Origin of the sequence: Janthinobacterium violaceinigrum (assembly GCF_009208555.1) — a bacterium.
GTDB classification, from domain to species: Bacteria; Pseudomonadota; Gammaproteobacteria; order Burkholderiales; family Burkholderiaceae_D; genus Janthinobacterium; species Janthinobacterium violaceinigrum.
Genome location: NZ_WFLI01000001.1, coordinates 15,943 through 31,569, shown reverse-complemented (window position 1 = coordinate 31,569; position 15,627 = coordinate 15,943). Strand labels below are relative to the sequence as shown.

Sequence of the window (15,627 nt, the reverse complement as noted above, 5' to 3'; positions counted from 1 at the left end):
GGCCCCATGCCGTGGTTTTCACGGCGGCCCACCGTTGCCTGTCACGCAACCGTCATATTTGCTGCCTAGAATCCGCCCGGTTCCTTCCCCCTAACCGAGCCCACCATGAAAACCATGCACACTTCGACTCCCTCCCCGCTGCGCCTGACGGCCCTGACCCTGGCCATCATGGCGGTGTTCAGCGGCACCAGCCAGGCCCAGGCGCAAGCCCAGGACGATGGCCAGCCAGCCGCCACCGTGGTCGTCAGCGGCCAGCGTGCCAGCCTGCGCAACGCCATTGCCGCGCAAGAGAAAGCCGACAACATCATCAGCGTCATCAGCAGCGACGATATCGGCGGCTTGCCCGATAAAAATGCGGCCGAGGCGCTGGCCCGCTTGCCGGGCGTGTCCGTGCAGCGCGACCAGGGCGAAGGCCGCTACATCACGGTACGCGGCCTGGGGCCGGACCTCAATGCCGTCACCATCAACGGCGCGCTGGTGCCGTCGCCGGAGGCGGGCCGCCGCGCCGTGGCGCTGGACATCCTGCCCGCCGGCCTGATCCGCACGCTGGAAGTCTCGAAGACCTTGCTGCCGGAAATGGACGCCAACTCGCTGGGCGCCACCATCGAAGTCAAATCGCTGTCCGCTTTCGATTTGCCGGGCAAGCTGCTGTCGGCCAACGTGGGCGCCAGCCATGATGAAAAGACGGGCAAGACCAGCCCCAGCGGCGGCGCCCTGTGGGCCCAGCGCTTCCTCGATGGCAAGCTGGGCGTGGCCGCCGGCCTGAGCGCGGAAAAGCGCTCGTTCGGCTCGGATGACGTGGAAACGGGCGGCGCCTGGAGCAAGGGTAAATTGTCGGGCCTGGAATTGCGCGACTACCTGCCCGTGCGCAAGCGCGGCGCCCTGGCCGTCAATCTCGATTACCGCCCGGAAGCGGGCAACAGCTGGTTCTTGCGCTCGTTCGTCAGCGAATTTTCCGACAATGAAGTGCGCGACCGTTTGACCATCAGCAATATCGCGGGCGGCAGCCTGGCCGAAGACCAGACGGCCAGCGCGCGCGCCGAGCGCCGCATCCGCCAGCGCAAGTACACGCAGCAAGTGCGCTCCCTGGTGCTGGGCACGCAGCAGAAGTCGGGCGACTGGACCCTGGACGTAAAAGGCGGCCTGAGCCGCGCCACGGAAGACACGCCGGAATCCTTGAACGATGGCCGTTTCCGCGGCATCAGCAATTTCGCCGGCATCAGTTTCGATGGCACCGAGCAACCATTGCTGAGCGGCCCCGCCTCGCTGTACGACCCGGCCAGCTACGCGCTCAACGCCATCACCCTGCAAAAGCGCTACTCGAAAGATAACGAACACCACGCCCGCATCGACCTGACCCGCAAGTTCGACATCGCCACCCTGAAATTCGGCGCGAAAGTCAGCCGCCGCGAAAAAACCAATGACACGGATCAATGGGCGTATAACAGCAGCAAGGCCACGAGCGGCAATTACTGGGGCGCCGGCTCCACCTCGATGAGCAATTTCGTGCAAGGCCACAAGCTTGACTACGACCTGGGCAACATCGGCGTGGCCCTGGACCCGGCCCTGATCCGCGCCCGCGTGGCGGGCCTGGACCGCGACAAGGCGCGCCTGGCCACGGAATCTGTCATCAACGATTACCGCATGCATGAAGACATCAACGCCATGTATGTGCAGAACAGCTACGACTTCGACGCCTGGCACATCCTGGGCGGCGTGCGCGCCGAACGCACCAGTTTCGAGGCGGCAGGTTCGCAAGTGGACAGCGCCGGCGTGGCCACGCCCTTGACGCGCGAACGTTCGTACACCAACTGGCTGCCGAACCTGCAAGCCCGTTATGACGTGGATCAACATACCAGCGTGCGGGCCGCCTGGACGCAAGCCGTGGTACGCGCCAACTTCAGCCAGCTGGCGCCCGGCATCAGCCTGGCCAGCAATACGGAAGCCGTGATCGGCAACCCGGACTTGAAACCCTTGAAGGCAAACAACCTGGACCTGGGTATCGAAAGAGTGCTGGGCAACGACGGCGTGATGTCAGCCTACGGTTTCTACAAGGACATCAAGAACTTCACCTACACGACGAACCTGGCCGGCACGGGCCAGTGGGCAGGCTACACGACGGCGACCTCGTATGCGAATGGCGACGCGGCCAAGGTCAAAGGCATCGAACTGGCCTACATGCAGCCGCTGCGCATGCTGCCGGCGCCGTTCAACAAAATGCTCGTCGGCGTCAACGGCACCCTGAGCACCTCGAGCGCGCAAATCGGCCGCTTCGACAAGGCCAGCAACAAGCAGATGAACCGCGACATCCGCCTGCCAGGCCAGTCGAACCAGGTGATGAACTTGATGCTGGGCTATGAAACGGGACCCGTGAGCGCCCGCCTGGCCCTCAACTACAAGTCGCCGTATCTGCTGGAAATGGGCGGCGACATCCTCGACCAAAGCCAGGACCGCATCGTCGACAGCCAGAAGCAGCTTGATTTCTCGCTGTCCTACCAGATCAGCAAGCAATTCCAGGTCGTGTTCGAGGCGGCCAACCTGAACAACGAAAAATACTATGTCTACCAGGGCACGAAGCAATACAACGTGCAGAACGAACAATATGGCCGCACCTTTAAAGTGAGCCTGAAAGCCAGCGCCTTCTGATGATGATTGCCAATACCATGAAAAAAACCGTACTCTGCAGCGCCTTGCTGGCTGCCTTCTGCCTCGGCGGCACGGCGCAAGTGGCCTCTGCCCAAGCCGTCCCTTCGTTCACGCAGGAAGCGGAAGAACTGGCGCGCCTGCCCGGCGGCGGCTGGCTGCTGCTCGACAAGCACGGCTTGCGCCTGTTCGACGCTGCGGGCCAGGAACAGGACCGCATCGCCGTGCGCGCCAAGCAACTCGACACGCGCAGCGATGGCGGCAAGGTGCTGGCCGTCTTCCTGGAAGCGGACACGCAGCGCCCCCTGCCCGTCTCCGTGGACGTGCAGGCTGGCAAACTGGTCAGGCTGGCGCCGTTTCCCGTGCCCACGTTCTCCGTGGAAGCATCGTGCCTGTACCGCGACGCCCAGCAGCTAGCCCATCTGTTCTTGATCGGCAAGGATGGGCAAGCGGAACAGTGGGTGATGCAGGGCGAGCAGCGGCTGCTGGTGCGCAGACTCGCTTTGCCGCCGCACGCCAAGCATTGCCGGGCCGACGATGGCGCCCAGCGCCTGCTGGTGAGCGAGTCGAATATGGGCGTGTGGGCGTATGACGCCGAATCCGAAGGCATGGGCAAGCGCGAAGTGGTGGCCCTGCGCAAGCCGTATGGCCAGCTGGACGGCGGCGCCGGCGCGCTGGCCGTGCTGCCCGGCGGCGTGGCTGTGCTCGACGGCAAGGCGGACAAGCTGCATCTGCTCTCTCGCCAGGGAAGTCAATGGACGGCGCAGCCAGCCCAAGCCGTGGCCTTGAACGTGCGCAAGGGTGAAAGCCAGCTGGCGCTGGACAAGGACTCCTTGCTACTGCGCGGCAAGAACGGTTGGCAAGCGCGGCCCTTGAAATGGGCTGGCAAGGCGGAAACGCAGCCTGCGGTCGCCATCATCGCCCCGCAAGCGCAGACCGAACCGATGGCGCGCCAGGGCGACGCGGCCGACGACCCGGCCATCTGGCTGTCCAGCAATCCGGCCGACGCACGCATCCTCGGCACCAACAAGAAACAGGGGCTGCTCGTCTACGACTTGCAAGGCAAGCAGACGCAGCTGCTGGAAGTGGGCCGTCTGAACAACGTCGACGTGCGCCAGAACATCCAGTTGGGCAGCAGCAAGGTCGACCTGGCCGTGGCCACCCAGCGCGACGACAACAGCATGATGCTGTTCACCATCAATGCCGATGGCGTGGTGGCGGAAGCGGGCCGCTTCCCTACGGGATTGAAAAGCATCTACGGCATGTGCTTGTACCAGCCGGCCAGCGGCGGCGTGGAAGCGTTTATCAACGACAAGGACGGCACCTTCCAGCAATACAGCATCGGCCTGGAAGGCAACAAGTTCAGCGCCACCCTCTTGCGCAGCTTCAAGGTGGCCACGCAACCGGAAGGCTGCGTGGCCGACGACGCCAACGCCCGCTTGTTCCTGGGCGAGGAAACGCGCGGCGTGTGGACCACCTCGGCCGACGCCGCCAAGCCGGATGCGCTCGCCATGGTCTTACCCGTGGGCGCGCACCTGACGGCCGACGTGGAAGGCATGGCCATCTACCGCCAGTCTGGCGCCAAGGCCAACACGGGCTACCTGATCGTTTCCAGCCAGGGCGACAGCAGCTACGTGGTGCTTGACGCGCAAGCGCCGTACAAGGTGCGCGGCCGCTTCAAGGTGGGGTTCAACTTACCCGCAGGCATCGACGGCACCTCGGAAACGGACGGCCTCGACGTCACCTCCGCCAACCTGGGCGGCGCGTACGCGCAAGGCATGCTGGTGATCCAGGACGGCTACAAGCGCTTGCCCGATGGGCCGCAGAACTTCAAGTATGTGGCGTGGGGGGATGTGGCGAAGGCCCTGAAGCTGGACTAGTGACACGGGGGCGGCCTGCCCAGGCCGCCCTTGCCGCCGCGTGACAGACAGGCGCTACGCCGCGCGCGGCAGATCGATGGCGAAGGGCAGGCTTTCGCCAAAAAAATCCACCTTGCCCGTCAGCGTCAGCCGTTGCGCCGACAGTTCCACCAGGCACAGGTCCGCCACATCGCGGTATTCCATCATGTAGAGACTGCACTCGACGGCGTCGGCGTCGACGGCCAGCATGTGCACGGGCGCGGCATCCATTCCCGCAACGAGCAAACCGTGCAAAGAGAATGACGGCGGATACAGCGCCCACGACCACGGTGCGTCGTCGTCTTCCGTCAGCCGCATGAACTCCTCGTCGTCGGCCTCGACCGTGATATTAATTTCCCGCATGCCATTGGCAAGTGCCGCCACGCTGATCCGCGATTTCGCGGCATCCACGGCAAAATTGGTGTCGCCGATACTAAATACATACATTCAACACTACTCCATCGTAATAAGTCAGGGTACAGCGGCACGCACGGAAAGCGTTCCCGTCGCGCCCGGCTGGGTCAAGGACATGCGCAGCACCCAACTGTACTTGAGCCTCCCCTCGCGCAAAATGGCGTAAGACGAGGTCGCCATATCGCCCTGCCTGTCCTCGGCTTTCTGCACACCGTGTAGCCGGTGCTCGCCGGAGGAAGCCACCGTTCAAACTCGCGCTTCAAATCGGCTGGAGCTATCTGTTTCACCACAACGGCGCAGGTTTGCGGCTGCGTGGCAACTACCGTAAAGCGGCCACCTGTTTCGCTCGTGGACCAGGACTTGCCAGGCACATCATCCGGCAGTGCCCGCGCCTCTTTTGACGTCACCTCGACCAGCTTCACGCGCCTGACTGCCGTTTCGATCTGCTGCACATCCCCTTGGGAAGGCACGCAAACGCCGAGGAATAACTGCATCGCCAATGTTTCAACGGTTTCAGGCTCTGCCGCGCGAACGCCGCAACTGGCACCCAAGGCGAGCGCCAGCATCGTGCATCCGACGAGTTTCTTCCCGTATTGCCCCTTAACTGCTTCTCTCATTTGTTCCCTCATCAACATCATCATGCCGCACCGGCAAGCAGGCAGGCAAAGCGCTGTGCCAGCATGGTCCATCGTTCCCGGAGACCGGCCTCGGCGTTGAATGCCGAGGCCTTGCAGTAGGCCAGCAGCTCTTCGCAACGTGTCTTGCTTAGCGAAATGTTTCCCGATTCCATATAGGCATCCATGCCGCAGCATGCGCCCGCAAGGTACACGTCGAGATAAGCGACGCCACCGCGCTGCAGCAGTTCCTGCGCCAATTCAGCCACCACGCTCCTGACGCACCAGGCTTCCTTCGCCCACTGCGTCTCCGCGCGATACAGGGCGGCAATCAGCGGCAAGGAGCATGCCTGCGCATGCTCTTCGAAATAATCGCCTATGACGGTGCGAAACGCCATGTTGGCATCGTCGAAATCGGCCCCATGCCTGCCATTCCAGGCAAAGGCAATTTTCGCTTCGGATGAGGGGGTATAGGATGCAACGAAATCCACTGCCAGTGCTGTCATATTCTCAATTCATGCAGATTCAGGCTCTGCCCATTTCCGTGGACTGCTTGCCAGCCAGCGGCCATGCGCGGGCAATCCATCAATCGCCCTGCTGCTGCCAAAACGCCTTGCCGCCCTTGATATAGATCAATGCACTGGCAGAACCCTCTTTCGCCACCACGATTCCATCCGTTTTGAGGGATTTTTCATGATAGCTGTGCTGCAACGATCCCTTGTCTTCCACCTGCCACACTTCCAGCCAGGCGAAATCGTCGCCGCCGCTGGACAGGGCATGTCCGGCACCGACGATCAGGGGCGCCGTCTTTTGCCTGAACAGGAAGGCGATGCCCTCCTTCTTGCTATCCTTGTTCTTGACGAGCACGGCCAGATCACCCTTGCCATCGCCATCAAAATCGCCGCGCAGGACAAACGGGTTCATGCGCGCACTCACTTCGACCGCTTCGCGTTTGGCCAGACTATCGAGCTGTTGCGTTGCCCAGACCGGCAATTGCGCCTGCGGCGGCAAGGCCTGTGCTCCAGCCATGCCGGCGGCAAACACCAAGGCGACGGTCACTGCCATGCTTTTGCAGTTCATAGAGCGGCTCCATAGAGACAAAGAATCGGTGGCGGCACCCCACTGATCAGGGGGGGGTACCGGCAGAATAACATTATCAGAAAATACTTGCACTATTACAACAGTGTCCGCTCCGCATTGTCGCCAGTACGGGCGGATAAATGCCGTCCGTTGCAGATCTGCCAGCGACTAGCAGCCTGTTGCGTATTAAAATGGCGCCCCATGACCTCCCCCGCCTCGACCTCCCCCCTCTCCGACAGCATCCTGCTCCCTTCCCTGGCCGTATTGGGAGGGCAGATTTCCGTCAATCTGGGGGCGGCGATTGCGAAGAATCTGTTTCCCGTCATCGGCGTGGAAGGGATTACGGCATACCGCGTGGGGTTTTCGGCGCTGATCCTGCTGGCCATCTTCCGCCCTTGGCGCTACCGGCTGACGCGCAAGGATGTGCTGAATCTGCTCGTCTACGGTTCCGTGCTGGGACTGATGAATTTATTGATCTACCGGGCGTTCGCGCTGATACCGATCGGCATCGCGGTCGCCATCGAGGTGACGGGGCCGCTGGCCGTAGCCATGCTGTCGTCGCGCCGGCCGCGCGATTTGCTGGCCGTCGCGTGCGCCGTGTTCGGCCTGTATCTGCTGCTGCCCCTGCAGGGCAGTCCGGGCAGCCTGGACCCGGTCGGCGTGGCGTATGCGCTGGGAGCGGCCCTGTGCTGGGCGCTGTACATCATCTTCGGCAAGCGTGCCTCGACCTTGCAGGGTGGGCAAGCCGTAGCCTGGGGCATGACGGTAGCGGCCCTGGTGACGGTGCCCATCGGCATCACCTATTCGGGCACGGCCCTGCTAGCGCCATCGATTGCCTTGATGGGCCTGGCCATTGCCATGCTGTCCAGCGCCCTGCCGTACTCTCTGGAAATCTTTGCCCTGCGCCGCTTGCCCCAAGGGGTATTCGGCATGTTCAGCGCCGCCGCGCCTGCCGTCAGCGCGCTGGCCGCCATGGCCGTGCTGGGAGAGCTGCTGAGCCTGACCCAATGGCTGGCCATCGCCTGCATCGTGTTTGCATCGGCCATGGCAGCGCTGGGCGCCCAGGGCGGCAAGCGATAGCGATAGCGATAGCGATAGCGATAGCGATAGCGATAAGCGTAACGGTAGCGGGTAACGAATAAGCGATAACGGCATTCAGTCCGGCCGGCGCCGCTTCATGCAGCGCGGCCTGGCATCGCCGCGCAGCGGGCGGGCGGTATTTGATGTCCGCCTGTAAAATACGGCATTGCTTGCCCTATCGAACAGTCAGTACCGTACCTTCCCGCCTTACAAATGACATCAACCTTTATAGCTACCCTCACAGCTACCTTTCATCTGCTCTCCCCGCTTGCCGCTGCCGCCCTGCTGCTGGCGCCATGTACCGCCGCGCAGGCAGCAGCCGCTCCGGCGCCCGCGCCTCCTCTCACGGGCAGTGCCGAGGCGGGCAAGGCCGCGTTTCGCAAGTGCGCTTCCTGCCACCAGGTGGGGCCATCGGCACGCGGCGGCTTCGGTCCCAAGCTGACGGGCGTGATCGGCCGCAAAGCGGGATCCACCACCGATTACAAATATTCGGCGGCCATGAAAAACGCGAATATCGTCTGGACCGAGCAAAACCTGGCCCGCTTCCTGGCAGCGCCCAGCGATTTCATTCCGGGAAACAACATGCGTTTCTGGGGCATCGGCAATACGCAACAAGTGGCCGACTTGCTGGCCTACCTGCGCACCCAGTAAGCCCGCCCGCAACGCATGCACAGTGCATGCAGCGCACCCCAGCTGCGCATGCGCCAGCGCAGCTGCCGGCCATCTAGCAGGCCATACTCAAGCAAGCCATACCCTGGCCTGCCAACCCGCACGCCGGCAGGCAGGCGCCGCGGAGCACACTGCATCCGACCCAGGACGCCAGGTCAAGCCGCCAGCGCTTGCAACAAGCCCTTGCGCTTTTTGTGCGCCGCTTCATAGGCACGCAGGCGCTGGCGCTGGGCAGCGGACAGGCCGTCCAGCCTCTCGCGGATCTGCGCCACCGTCAAATGCTGGTAGCTGGCGATGGGCAGGTCTGACGCCGGTGCATCCGAGGCAACGCTGCGGGCCATTTTCCGCTTCGGCGCCTCCCTCGTTTCCCCCGCCTGCGCCCTTTGCCTGTTCACGATACGCGTCGCGACTTCTTCCTCGCGGCCCCGATAGCGCCCGTCCTGCCTGAACTGCTGTTCCAGCTTCCTGAATTCGCGTTCGCGCCTGGGATTTGCACCGGTGGGCATAGGCTTTCCCTAGGGCTTGCCTGGCAACTTGCGCACGCACAGGTAGATGGAATACAGCGCCGCCAGCCCCACCAGCACATACACGCCGCGCGACGCCGTCGTCATGGCGCCCAGGATACGGGCCACGATGTCGATATCGAACAGCCCCACCAGCGCCCAGTTCAAGCCGCCCACGATCAGCAGGATCATGGAGATCCAGTCGACCACATTCAGGCGCTTTTCCGTCATTTCCTCGTTTGCCGCACCGTCCGAACCTGCCTGGATATTCGCCATATCAACCTCCTGAGATTGGAAGAAAGGACCCGACGCCGGGTCTGTGCAAGGAACAGTGTAGGCGCGCCTCCGGCAGGCGCCAGTCGGACAATGCCGGGGATAGAGGTAGGACGAATCTGTAATCGGAGCGGTGATTTTATCTGGCAACAGATCCGGCACACACGGCAGGCAAACACGGCGGCCACTGCGCCCTATCGCGGGCGCTGGTGAATCGCGCAACGGTACCGCATGCGCCGCGCCGACGCCGGCTGTTGCTAAACAAGCAGTGACCAATTCCAATATGGAAATATTTATAGATTACTTAGTACTGCACTGCTACACTCATTTCACCCCAGCAACGTCAGGGGCAATAGCGCCGCATCATGCGCCTGGCATGGCAAGCGGCCACCATGGGACAACAGCTGAGGGGACATGAATATTTCAAACATACGCATCGGGGTACGCCTGACAACGGGATTTTTGCTGGCATCGCTGTTGCTGGCGGTAGTCGTCACCATCAGCACGTGGCAACTGGCCACGGTGAGCGGGGAAATCGACAGCAGCGTGAACCAGCGGTATGCGCGCATCGAACAATTGCAGGCACAACGCAATACGCTGCAAGCCCAGGCGGCACCGGACGCGGCCTCGCCGCCAGCGGGCCTGGCCCCGGCCATACAGGCGCTCGACCAGCAGATCGCCGCGCAATCGGCGCAGATGCGGGCGGCAGGCGATGCCGCCATGGCCCGCGCGCACAATACCAGCGTGCTGATCATTGCACTGGGCCTGGCAGGCGGCGTGCTGAGCCTGGTCACGGCATGGTTCATCAGCAGCGGCATCGTGCGGCCCCTGCGGCACGCCGTCAAGGTGGCGCGCAAGGTGGCCGGTGGCGACCTGAGCGGCAATATCCGCGTCGAATCGGGCGATGAGGTGGGCCAGCTGCTGCAGGCGCTGAAAGACATGAATGCCAGCTTGATCCATATCGTGGCCGACGTGCGCGGCGGCACGCACGATATCGCGGGCGCCTCCGGTGAAATCGCCGCCGGCAACCTGGACTTGTCGCAGCGCACGCAGGCGCAAGCCAGTTCGCTGGAGCAGACGGCCGCCTCGATGGAAGCACTGACGGGTACCGTCAAGCAAAATGCGGACAATGCGCGCCAAGCCAACCAGCTGGCCCAGTCGGCCGCCGACGTGGCCGGCAAAGGGGGCAAGGTGGTGGCCGAAGTGGTCGATACCATGAGCTCGATCAATGCGTCGTCGAAAAAGATCGTCGACATCATCGGCGTCATCGACGCCATCGCCTTCCAGACGAATATCCTGGCCCTGAATGCTGCCGTGGAAGCGGCACGGGCAGGCGAACAGGGACGGGGCTTTGCCGTCGTGGCCGCCGAGGTGCGCACCCTGGCACAGCGTTCGGCCGGTGCGGCGCGGGAAATCAAGCAACTGATCGGCGACTCCGTCGAACGGGTCGACGCAGGCGCGCGCCTGGTCGACACGGCAGGCGCCACCATGCGCGAAATCGTGGCCAGCGTACACCGCGTGACGGACATCATGGGCGAGATCAGCGTGGCCAGCGGCGAGCAATTGTCCGGCATCGAGCAAGTCAATGCAGCCATCGTGCAAATGGAACATGTGACGCAACAAAACGCCGCGCTGGTAGAACAGGCGTCGACGGCCGCGGCCAGCATGCAGCAGCGCGCCCAGCAACTATCGGGCACGGTGGGCATCTTCACCCTGGGCAACGAAGTGGCGCCCATGCACGCGGCACCGGCCATCAGCCTCGCCGCCGCGCAAGGCGCGACGCAGGACAGAGCGACCCCTGCGCCGGCACGCCTGCGCCCTCTTGTCGTTAGAGCGCGCCTGAAAGCCTGAGTTCCCGATTTACCTTGATTGAGGCTGCTGACTTCACTGCCTTATAACTGCTTGTACAGGATGGTGGTGGCGTCCAGCCGGTCGCCGGCCGGCGCCAGCGCATAGCCGGGGATGCTGCCCGCCACCACATAGCCCAGCGACAAGTACAGCGCTTCCGCGTGGTCGCTGCTGCGCGTGTCCAGGGTCAGCAGGCTGCGCGGCAGCTGGCGCGCCCGCCCTTCCAGCGCCTGCATCAGCAAGCGGGCGATGCCGCGCCGGCGGAACGCGGGCGCGACCAGCAGCTTGCGCACTTCGGCCCGGTGCGCCTGATTGGGATTGGTATCCCAGTCCAGCTGCACGGCGCCCGCCACCTTTCCGTCCACTTCCGCCACCAGCAGCAGGCGCACGCCCCGCGTCACGGCGGGCAGCACATTGTCCGTCCAGAAAGCCTGGCTGGCCGCCCCGTCGAACGGCAGGATGAAGCCGATGCTGGCGCCGTCGAGCACGCAGTCTTGCAGCAAGGCGCCCAGTTCCGGCAGCCGCGCGCGGATATCGGCGGGTGTAAAAAAACTGAACGATGGGGGCATGGCAACCTCAGACAATGAACAGAAAATAACGGGCGCCGCTGTCGGGCGGCGTGACAAACGTGCTGGCGCCCTGCAACTGGTAGCGCAGGCAATCGCCGGCCTGCAAGGCGTGGGAGCGGCCGTCGGCCGTCACGGTCAGCTGGCCTTCCTGCAATAACAGATGGTGTTCCATGCCGGGCCGGGGCGAGGCCGCGTAGGCGATCGTCACGCCCGCGCCCAGCTCGCATTCGAGCGCTTCGGCGGCCAAGGCGCGGGCGGGCGGCGAGACGGAACGGCGGATGAAGCCCGTGTCCGGGTCCGTCCATACGCTTTGCTGTGCCCGCCGCACGAGGGGCACGAAATCGTCTTCCACCATGCGCATCAGGCGCGACATGGCCAGGCCATACGCGGCGCACAGCTTGCCCAGCACATTGGTGGTGGGACTGACCTCGCCATTTTCCAGGCGCGATAATGTCGCGCGGCTGACCTGGCTGGCGCTGGCCAGCTGGTCCAGCGACCAGCCCCGCTCCACGCGCAACTGTTTCAGGCGCGCCGCCAGCCGCTGCTCCGTATCGTTCTCGGCAGTTGTTGAATTTTCCATATATGAGAATTTATCCCATAAAAGGAAATATGGCAAGCAGCCAGCACAGTTGCTCAACGCACAGACCTGCACGCGGATGCCAGGCACGATGGTGCCACCACTACAAGGAGAAGCCATGTCCGCCACTCCCCCCACTCCCCAGCCGCGCCAGGGCCAGGCGCCCGCGCCGCTGGGCAGGGTTGAATTTCATCTGCAATTCATCCGCTCGTTTGCCGATCCCACGTTCGACGCCGTGCGCGGCGCCCTGGTGCAGGTGGAAGAAGTGGCGTGGAAGAATTACCAGGGTGGCCGCAAGGCGCCCCTCACGCAAAAGGCGGGGCCCGGTTTTGCCGACCCGGACTATGAGCTGTCCGTGGAATGGGTGGCCACGCGCGACCGCCTGCTGGCCGCCGAAGCGCGCCAGAAAGACCCTGCCACGCCGTCGCGCGTGCTGCTGATCTGCGGCGCGGCGCGCAACGACGGTTCGTGTCCCGGCGAAATCTCGAAAACGTGGCGCATGACGCAGTGGGCCAAAGAAGTGCTGCAGGCCGAGCGCATCGAAGCGGACGTGCTGGACCTGAGCTTGCTGACCTCCTCGTATGATCTGCACATTCACCCGTGCAAGGGCTGCGTCTCGACGGCCATGCCCCTGTGCCACTGGCCGTGCAGCTGCTACCCGAACCATGGCGAACGCCAGACCAACGACTGGATGGCGGAGATTTACGAGCGCTGGACGGCCGCGCACGCCGTCATCATCCTCACGCCCGTGTACTGGTACCAGACTCCCGGCGTGCTCAAGCTGATGATAGACCGGCTCGTGTGCGCCGATGGCGGCAATCCCGATCCCACGTCCACGCACGGCAAGAAAGCCGTGGAAGCGAAGGCGCTGGAATTACAGGGCTGGAATTACCCGAAACACCTGGCCGGACGCGCATACGGCCTCGTCGTGCATGGCGACGTGGCCGGCATCGAAGGCGTGCGGCGGGGCCTGTCGGACTGGCTAGACTGGATGGGCCTGGTCGATGCGGGCGCCAAGTCGCGCCTGGACCGCTACATCGGCTATTACGACAGCTACGCGCAAAGCCATGAAACCCTGGACCGCGACACCAATATGCAGGAAGAAGTGCGCAACGTGGCGCGCGCCGTGGCGCAAGCCGTCAAGCAGCTGCGCGCAGGAGAACTCACCCCGCCTGATGCGGGCCTGTCGCCGCCGCGCCCCAAATAGGGATGCGCCCGGCTCAGGCGCACAGCGGCAAGGCAGCAGCAGCAGCAGCAGAAGCACCAGCAGCCTTGCCCGCTAGCCCGCCATGCGCGACGCGTGGCGGCACAGTTCCAGGAAACCCGTCAAGCGGGGCGAGAGTATCTTCTTGGACTGGCGGATCAGGTAAAAGTTGCGTTCCAATGGCGGCAGCATGGTTTCCAGCTCCACCAATTGCCCGCTGGCCAGCAGATCGGCCACCACCACGCGCGACAGGCAGGCGATGCCCAGGCCCGCCGCCGCGCCATATTTGATCGCTTCCGAGTTGCTGAATTCGCCTGCGGCGCGCAGGTAGTGCAGATACGGCACCAGTGCCTGCTCCACGGCTTCACGCGTGCCCGAGCCCGCTTCGCGCAGCAGCCAGCCCGCCTGGTTCAGCTCCGTAAAACTGAGCAGATGGCGCAGCTGCGCCAGCGGGTGCGTGGGCGCGGCCACGATCAGCATCTGGTCCGTCAGCCACGGCTCCACCAGCAAGCCCGCTTCGTGGCACGGCCCTTCGATCAGGCCGATATCGACCTGGAAGGCGGCCACGGCGGCCGCGATGTCGGCCGTGTTGGCAATCGTCACCTGCGGAATACTGCGTCCGTACTGCTGCGCCGCCTGCGCCAGGATGTGCGGCAGCAGATAGATGCCGATGGTGGTGCTGGCGCCGATCTGCAGGCTGACGGGTACGGACGGGTCGGCGCCCGCGAACTGGCGCTCGATGCTGGCGGCCCCGTCGCGCATCTGCCGCGCCTGCGGCAACAATAGACGGCCATTGTCGTTGAGCAGCAATCGCTTGCCCACCCGGTCGAACAATTGCGCACCGAGCAAGGCTTCCAGTTCGTTCAAGGCCGCGCTGGTGGCCGATTGCGACAACGCAATACGCTCGCCCGCCGCACTGGTGCTGCCCGTGTCTGCCACGGCCAGGAAAATCTGCAATTGCCGCAAGGTCAATGCCATGGTGCCATGCTCCCTTATTTACCTATTCAATCGGTTAAACATACAAAAATAATCCGTTTTACCATTTAATGGGCGAACTGTACAGTCATGCCATACGAACCAAGAACCATGGAGTACGGCATGTCTTCCCTCTCAACGACGAATACAACAAGTTTCAGCGACCGCTACGGCCGTTTGCTGCCGGGCCTGCTACTGAGCGGCGTGATCGCCTATGGCGCCATCGCGCTGGGCAAGCTGGAATGGATGCAAAGCCACGGCATGAGCGCGCTGACCCTGGCCATCATGCTGGGCATTGTGCTGGGCAACAGCGTGTATGCGCGCCTGGCGCCCACGTGCGGCGCAGGCGTGGCGTTTTCCAAGCAGACCTTATTGCGCCTTGGCATCATCCTGTACGGCTTCCGCCTGACCTTCCAGGATATCGGCCAGGTGGGCCTGGCCGGCATCGCCATCGACGCGCTGGTGCTGACGTCCACGTTTGGCCTGGCGATGCTCCTCGGCACCAAGGTGTTCAAGCTGGAACGCAACAGCGCCATCCTGATCGGCGCGGGCAGCTCGATCTGCGGCGCGGCGGCCGTGATGGCGACCGAACCTGTCGTCAAGGGGCGCAGCGAGGACGTGACCGTGGCCGTCTCCACCGTCGTGGTATTCGGCACGATCGCGATCTTTTTGTATCCGCTGCTGTACCAGCTGAACCAGGGCTGGCATGTGCTGGCGGCCACGCCCACCGCGTTTGGCGTCTACATCGGCTCGACCGTGCATGAGGTGGCGCAAGTGGTGGCGGCCGGCAAATCGGTGGGGCAGGAAGCGGCAAATGCGGCCGTGATCGCCAAGATGGTGCGCGTGATGATGCTGGCGCCCTTCCTCGTCATCCTGTCGGCCGTGCTGGCGCGCGGCAAGGCCAAGGCCGGCGGCCACGACAAGGCGGCCAAGCTGGCCATCCCCTGGTTTGCCTTCATCTTCATCGGCGTGGTGGCCTTCAATTCGCTGGGCTGGCTGTCGGCCCCCGTGGTGGCCACCATCACCGATATCGACACGGCCCTGCTGGCTATGGCCATGGCGGCCCTGGGCTTGACGACGCACATGTCGGCCATCCGCCGCGCCGGCATCAAGCCCCTGCTGCTGGCAGGCCTGCTGTTCTGCTGGCTGATCGCCGGCGGCGCGGCCATCAACCATGTGGTGGCCAGCCTGTTTGCATGAGCCTCGCCGGCTTCGGGCCGGGCGAGCCGACGCGGGAGCCGAAAACTTCGTACAATAAGCGTGTTTTGACTCTCAATCCG

The 15,627-nt window shown here is 63.8% G+C and carries 16 protein-coding genes; 7 read left to right on the top strand and 9 right to left on the bottom strand.

What is annotated here, in order from left to right; all coding sequences use genetic code 11:
• The first annotated feature begins 114 nt into the window (after positions 1–114).
• Together GCN75_RS00175 and GCN75_RS00170 are read left to right on the top strand one after the other, a co-directional pair.
• The gene (locus GCN75_RS00175) at positions 115–2,646 is read left to right on the top strand and encodes a TonB-dependent receptor (RefSeq protein WP_226940951.1); all 2,532 of its coding nucleotides are present in this window, start codon (positions 115–117) and stop codon (positions 2,644–2,646) included.
• A 17-nt stretch (positions 2,647–2,663) separates the two neighbouring features.
• Positions 2,664–4,523, top strand: coding sequence for a phytase (locus GCN75_RS00170; protein WP_152280809.1), 1,860 nt, complete (start codon positions 2,664–2,666; stop codon positions 4,521–4,523).
• Positions 4,524–4,577: 54 nt separating this feature from the next.
• Here the strand turns inward: GCN75_RS00170 and GCN75_RS00165 are convergent, their stop codons facing one another.
• From GCN75_RS00165 to GCN75_RS00155, 4 genes are all read right to left on the bottom strand, one after another.
• A complete protein-coding gene (locus GCN75_RS00165) occupies positions 4,578–4,988 on the bottom strand; it encodes a hypothetical protein (RefSeq protein ID WP_152280808.1) in 411 nt (136 codons plus the stop codon).
• Between the two features lie 74 nt (positions 4,989–5,062).
• Positions 5,063–5,449 (bottom strand): NMCC_0638 family (lipo)protein, encoded by a 387-nt coding sequence (locus GCN75_RS29950; protein WP_405002770.1) that lies wholly within the window; start codon positions 5,447–5,449, stop codon positions 5,063–5,065.
• 143 nt (positions 5,450–5,592) lie between these two features.
• The gene (locus GCN75_RS00160) at positions 5,593–6,075 is read right to left on the bottom strand and encodes a hypothetical protein (RefSeq protein WP_152280807.1); all 483 of its coding nucleotides are present in this window, start codon (positions 6,073–6,075) and stop codon (positions 5,593–5,595) included.
• A gap of 79 nt (positions 6,076–6,154) precedes the next feature.
• The gene (locus GCN75_RS00155; RefSeq protein WP_152280806.1) at positions 6,155–6,634 is read right to left on the bottom strand and encodes a hypothetical protein; all 480 of its coding nucleotides are present in this window, start codon (positions 6,632–6,634) and stop codon (positions 6,155–6,157) included.
• 216 nt (positions 6,635–6,850) lie between these two features.
• Between GCN75_RS00155 and GCN75_RS00150 the strand changes: the two genes are divergently transcribed.
• Both GCN75_RS00150 and GCN75_RS00145 read left to right on the top strand, forming a co-directional pair.
• Positions 6,851–7,729, top strand: a complete 879-nt coding sequence (locus GCN75_RS00150) for an EamA family transporter (protein WP_193317327.1) — start codon at positions 6,851–6,853, stop codon at positions 7,727–7,729.
• 213 nt (positions 7,730–7,942) lie between these two features.
• Entirely contained in the window at positions 7,943–8,380 is a 438-nt protein-coding gene (locus tag GCN75_RS00145; protein ID WP_152280805.1) for a c-type cytochrome, read from the top strand.
• Between the two features lie 173 nt (positions 8,381–8,553).
• Here GCN75_RS00145 and GCN75_RS00140 read toward each other — a convergent pair whose 3' ends face one another.
• Positions 8,554–8,904, bottom strand: a complete 351-nt coding sequence (locus GCN75_RS00140; protein WP_152280804.1) for a hypothetical protein — start codon at positions 8,902–8,904, stop codon at positions 8,554–8,556.
• Positions 8,905–8,913: 9 nt separating this feature from the next.
• On the bottom strand, positions 8,914–9,177 hold the full coding sequence (locus GCN75_RS00135; protein WP_226940949.1) for a DUF378 domain-containing protein: 264 nt from the start codon (positions 9,175–9,177) through the stop codon (positions 8,914–8,916).
• 411 nt (positions 9,178–9,588) lie between these two features.
• Here GCN75_RS00135 and GCN75_RS00130 point away from each other — a divergent pair, with 411 nt between their 5' ends.
• Positions 9,589–11,025 carry a methyl-accepting chemotaxis protein gene (locus GCN75_RS00130; protein WP_152280803.1) on the top strand — a complete coding sequence of 479 codons (1,437 nt, stop codon included), beginning with the start codon at positions 9,589–9,591 and terminating at the stop codon, positions 11,023–11,025.
• A gap of 41 nt (positions 11,026–11,066) precedes the next feature.
• Here the strand turns inward: GCN75_RS00130 and GCN75_RS00125 are convergent, their stop codons facing one another.
• Both GCN75_RS00125 and GCN75_RS00120 read right to left on the bottom strand, forming a co-directional pair.
• Positions 11,067–11,591: a GNAT family N-acetyltransferase gene (locus GCN75_RS00125; RefSeq protein WP_152280802.1), complete on the bottom strand. Its 525-nt coding sequence runs from the start codon at positions 11,589–11,591 to the stop codon at positions 11,067–11,069.
• 7 nt (positions 11,592–11,598) lie between these two features.
• The gene (locus tag GCN75_RS00120; protein WP_152280801.1) at positions 11,599–12,171 is read right to left on the bottom strand and encodes an XRE family transcriptional regulator; all 573 of its coding nucleotides are present in this window, start codon (positions 12,169–12,171) and stop codon (positions 11,599–11,601) included.
• A 115-nt stretch (positions 12,172–12,286) separates the two neighbouring features.
• Here GCN75_RS00120 and GCN75_RS00115 point away from each other — a divergent pair, with 115 nt between their 5' ends.
• Positions 12,287–13,375 carry a flavodoxin family protein gene (locus tag GCN75_RS00115; RefSeq protein ID WP_152280800.1) on the top strand — a complete coding sequence of 363 codons (1,089 nt, stop codon included), beginning with the start codon at positions 12,287–12,289 and terminating at the stop codon, positions 13,373–13,375.
• A gap of 72 nt (positions 13,376–13,447) precedes the next feature.
• Here GCN75_RS00115 and GCN75_RS00110 read toward each other — a convergent pair whose 3' ends face one another.
• Positions 13,448–14,350, bottom strand: coding sequence for a LysR family transcriptional regulator (locus tag GCN75_RS00110; protein WP_152280799.1), 903 nt, complete (start codon positions 14,348–14,350; stop codon positions 13,448–13,450).
• 120 nt (positions 14,351–14,470) lie between these two features.
• Between GCN75_RS00110 and GCN75_RS00105 the strand changes: the two genes are divergently transcribed.
• On the top strand, positions 14,471–15,547 hold the full coding sequence (locus tag GCN75_RS00105; protein ID WP_226940947.1) for a YeiH family protein: 1,077 nt from the start codon (positions 14,471–14,473) through the stop codon (positions 15,545–15,547).
• The last annotated feature ends 80 nt before the right edge of the window (positions 15,548–15,627 follow it).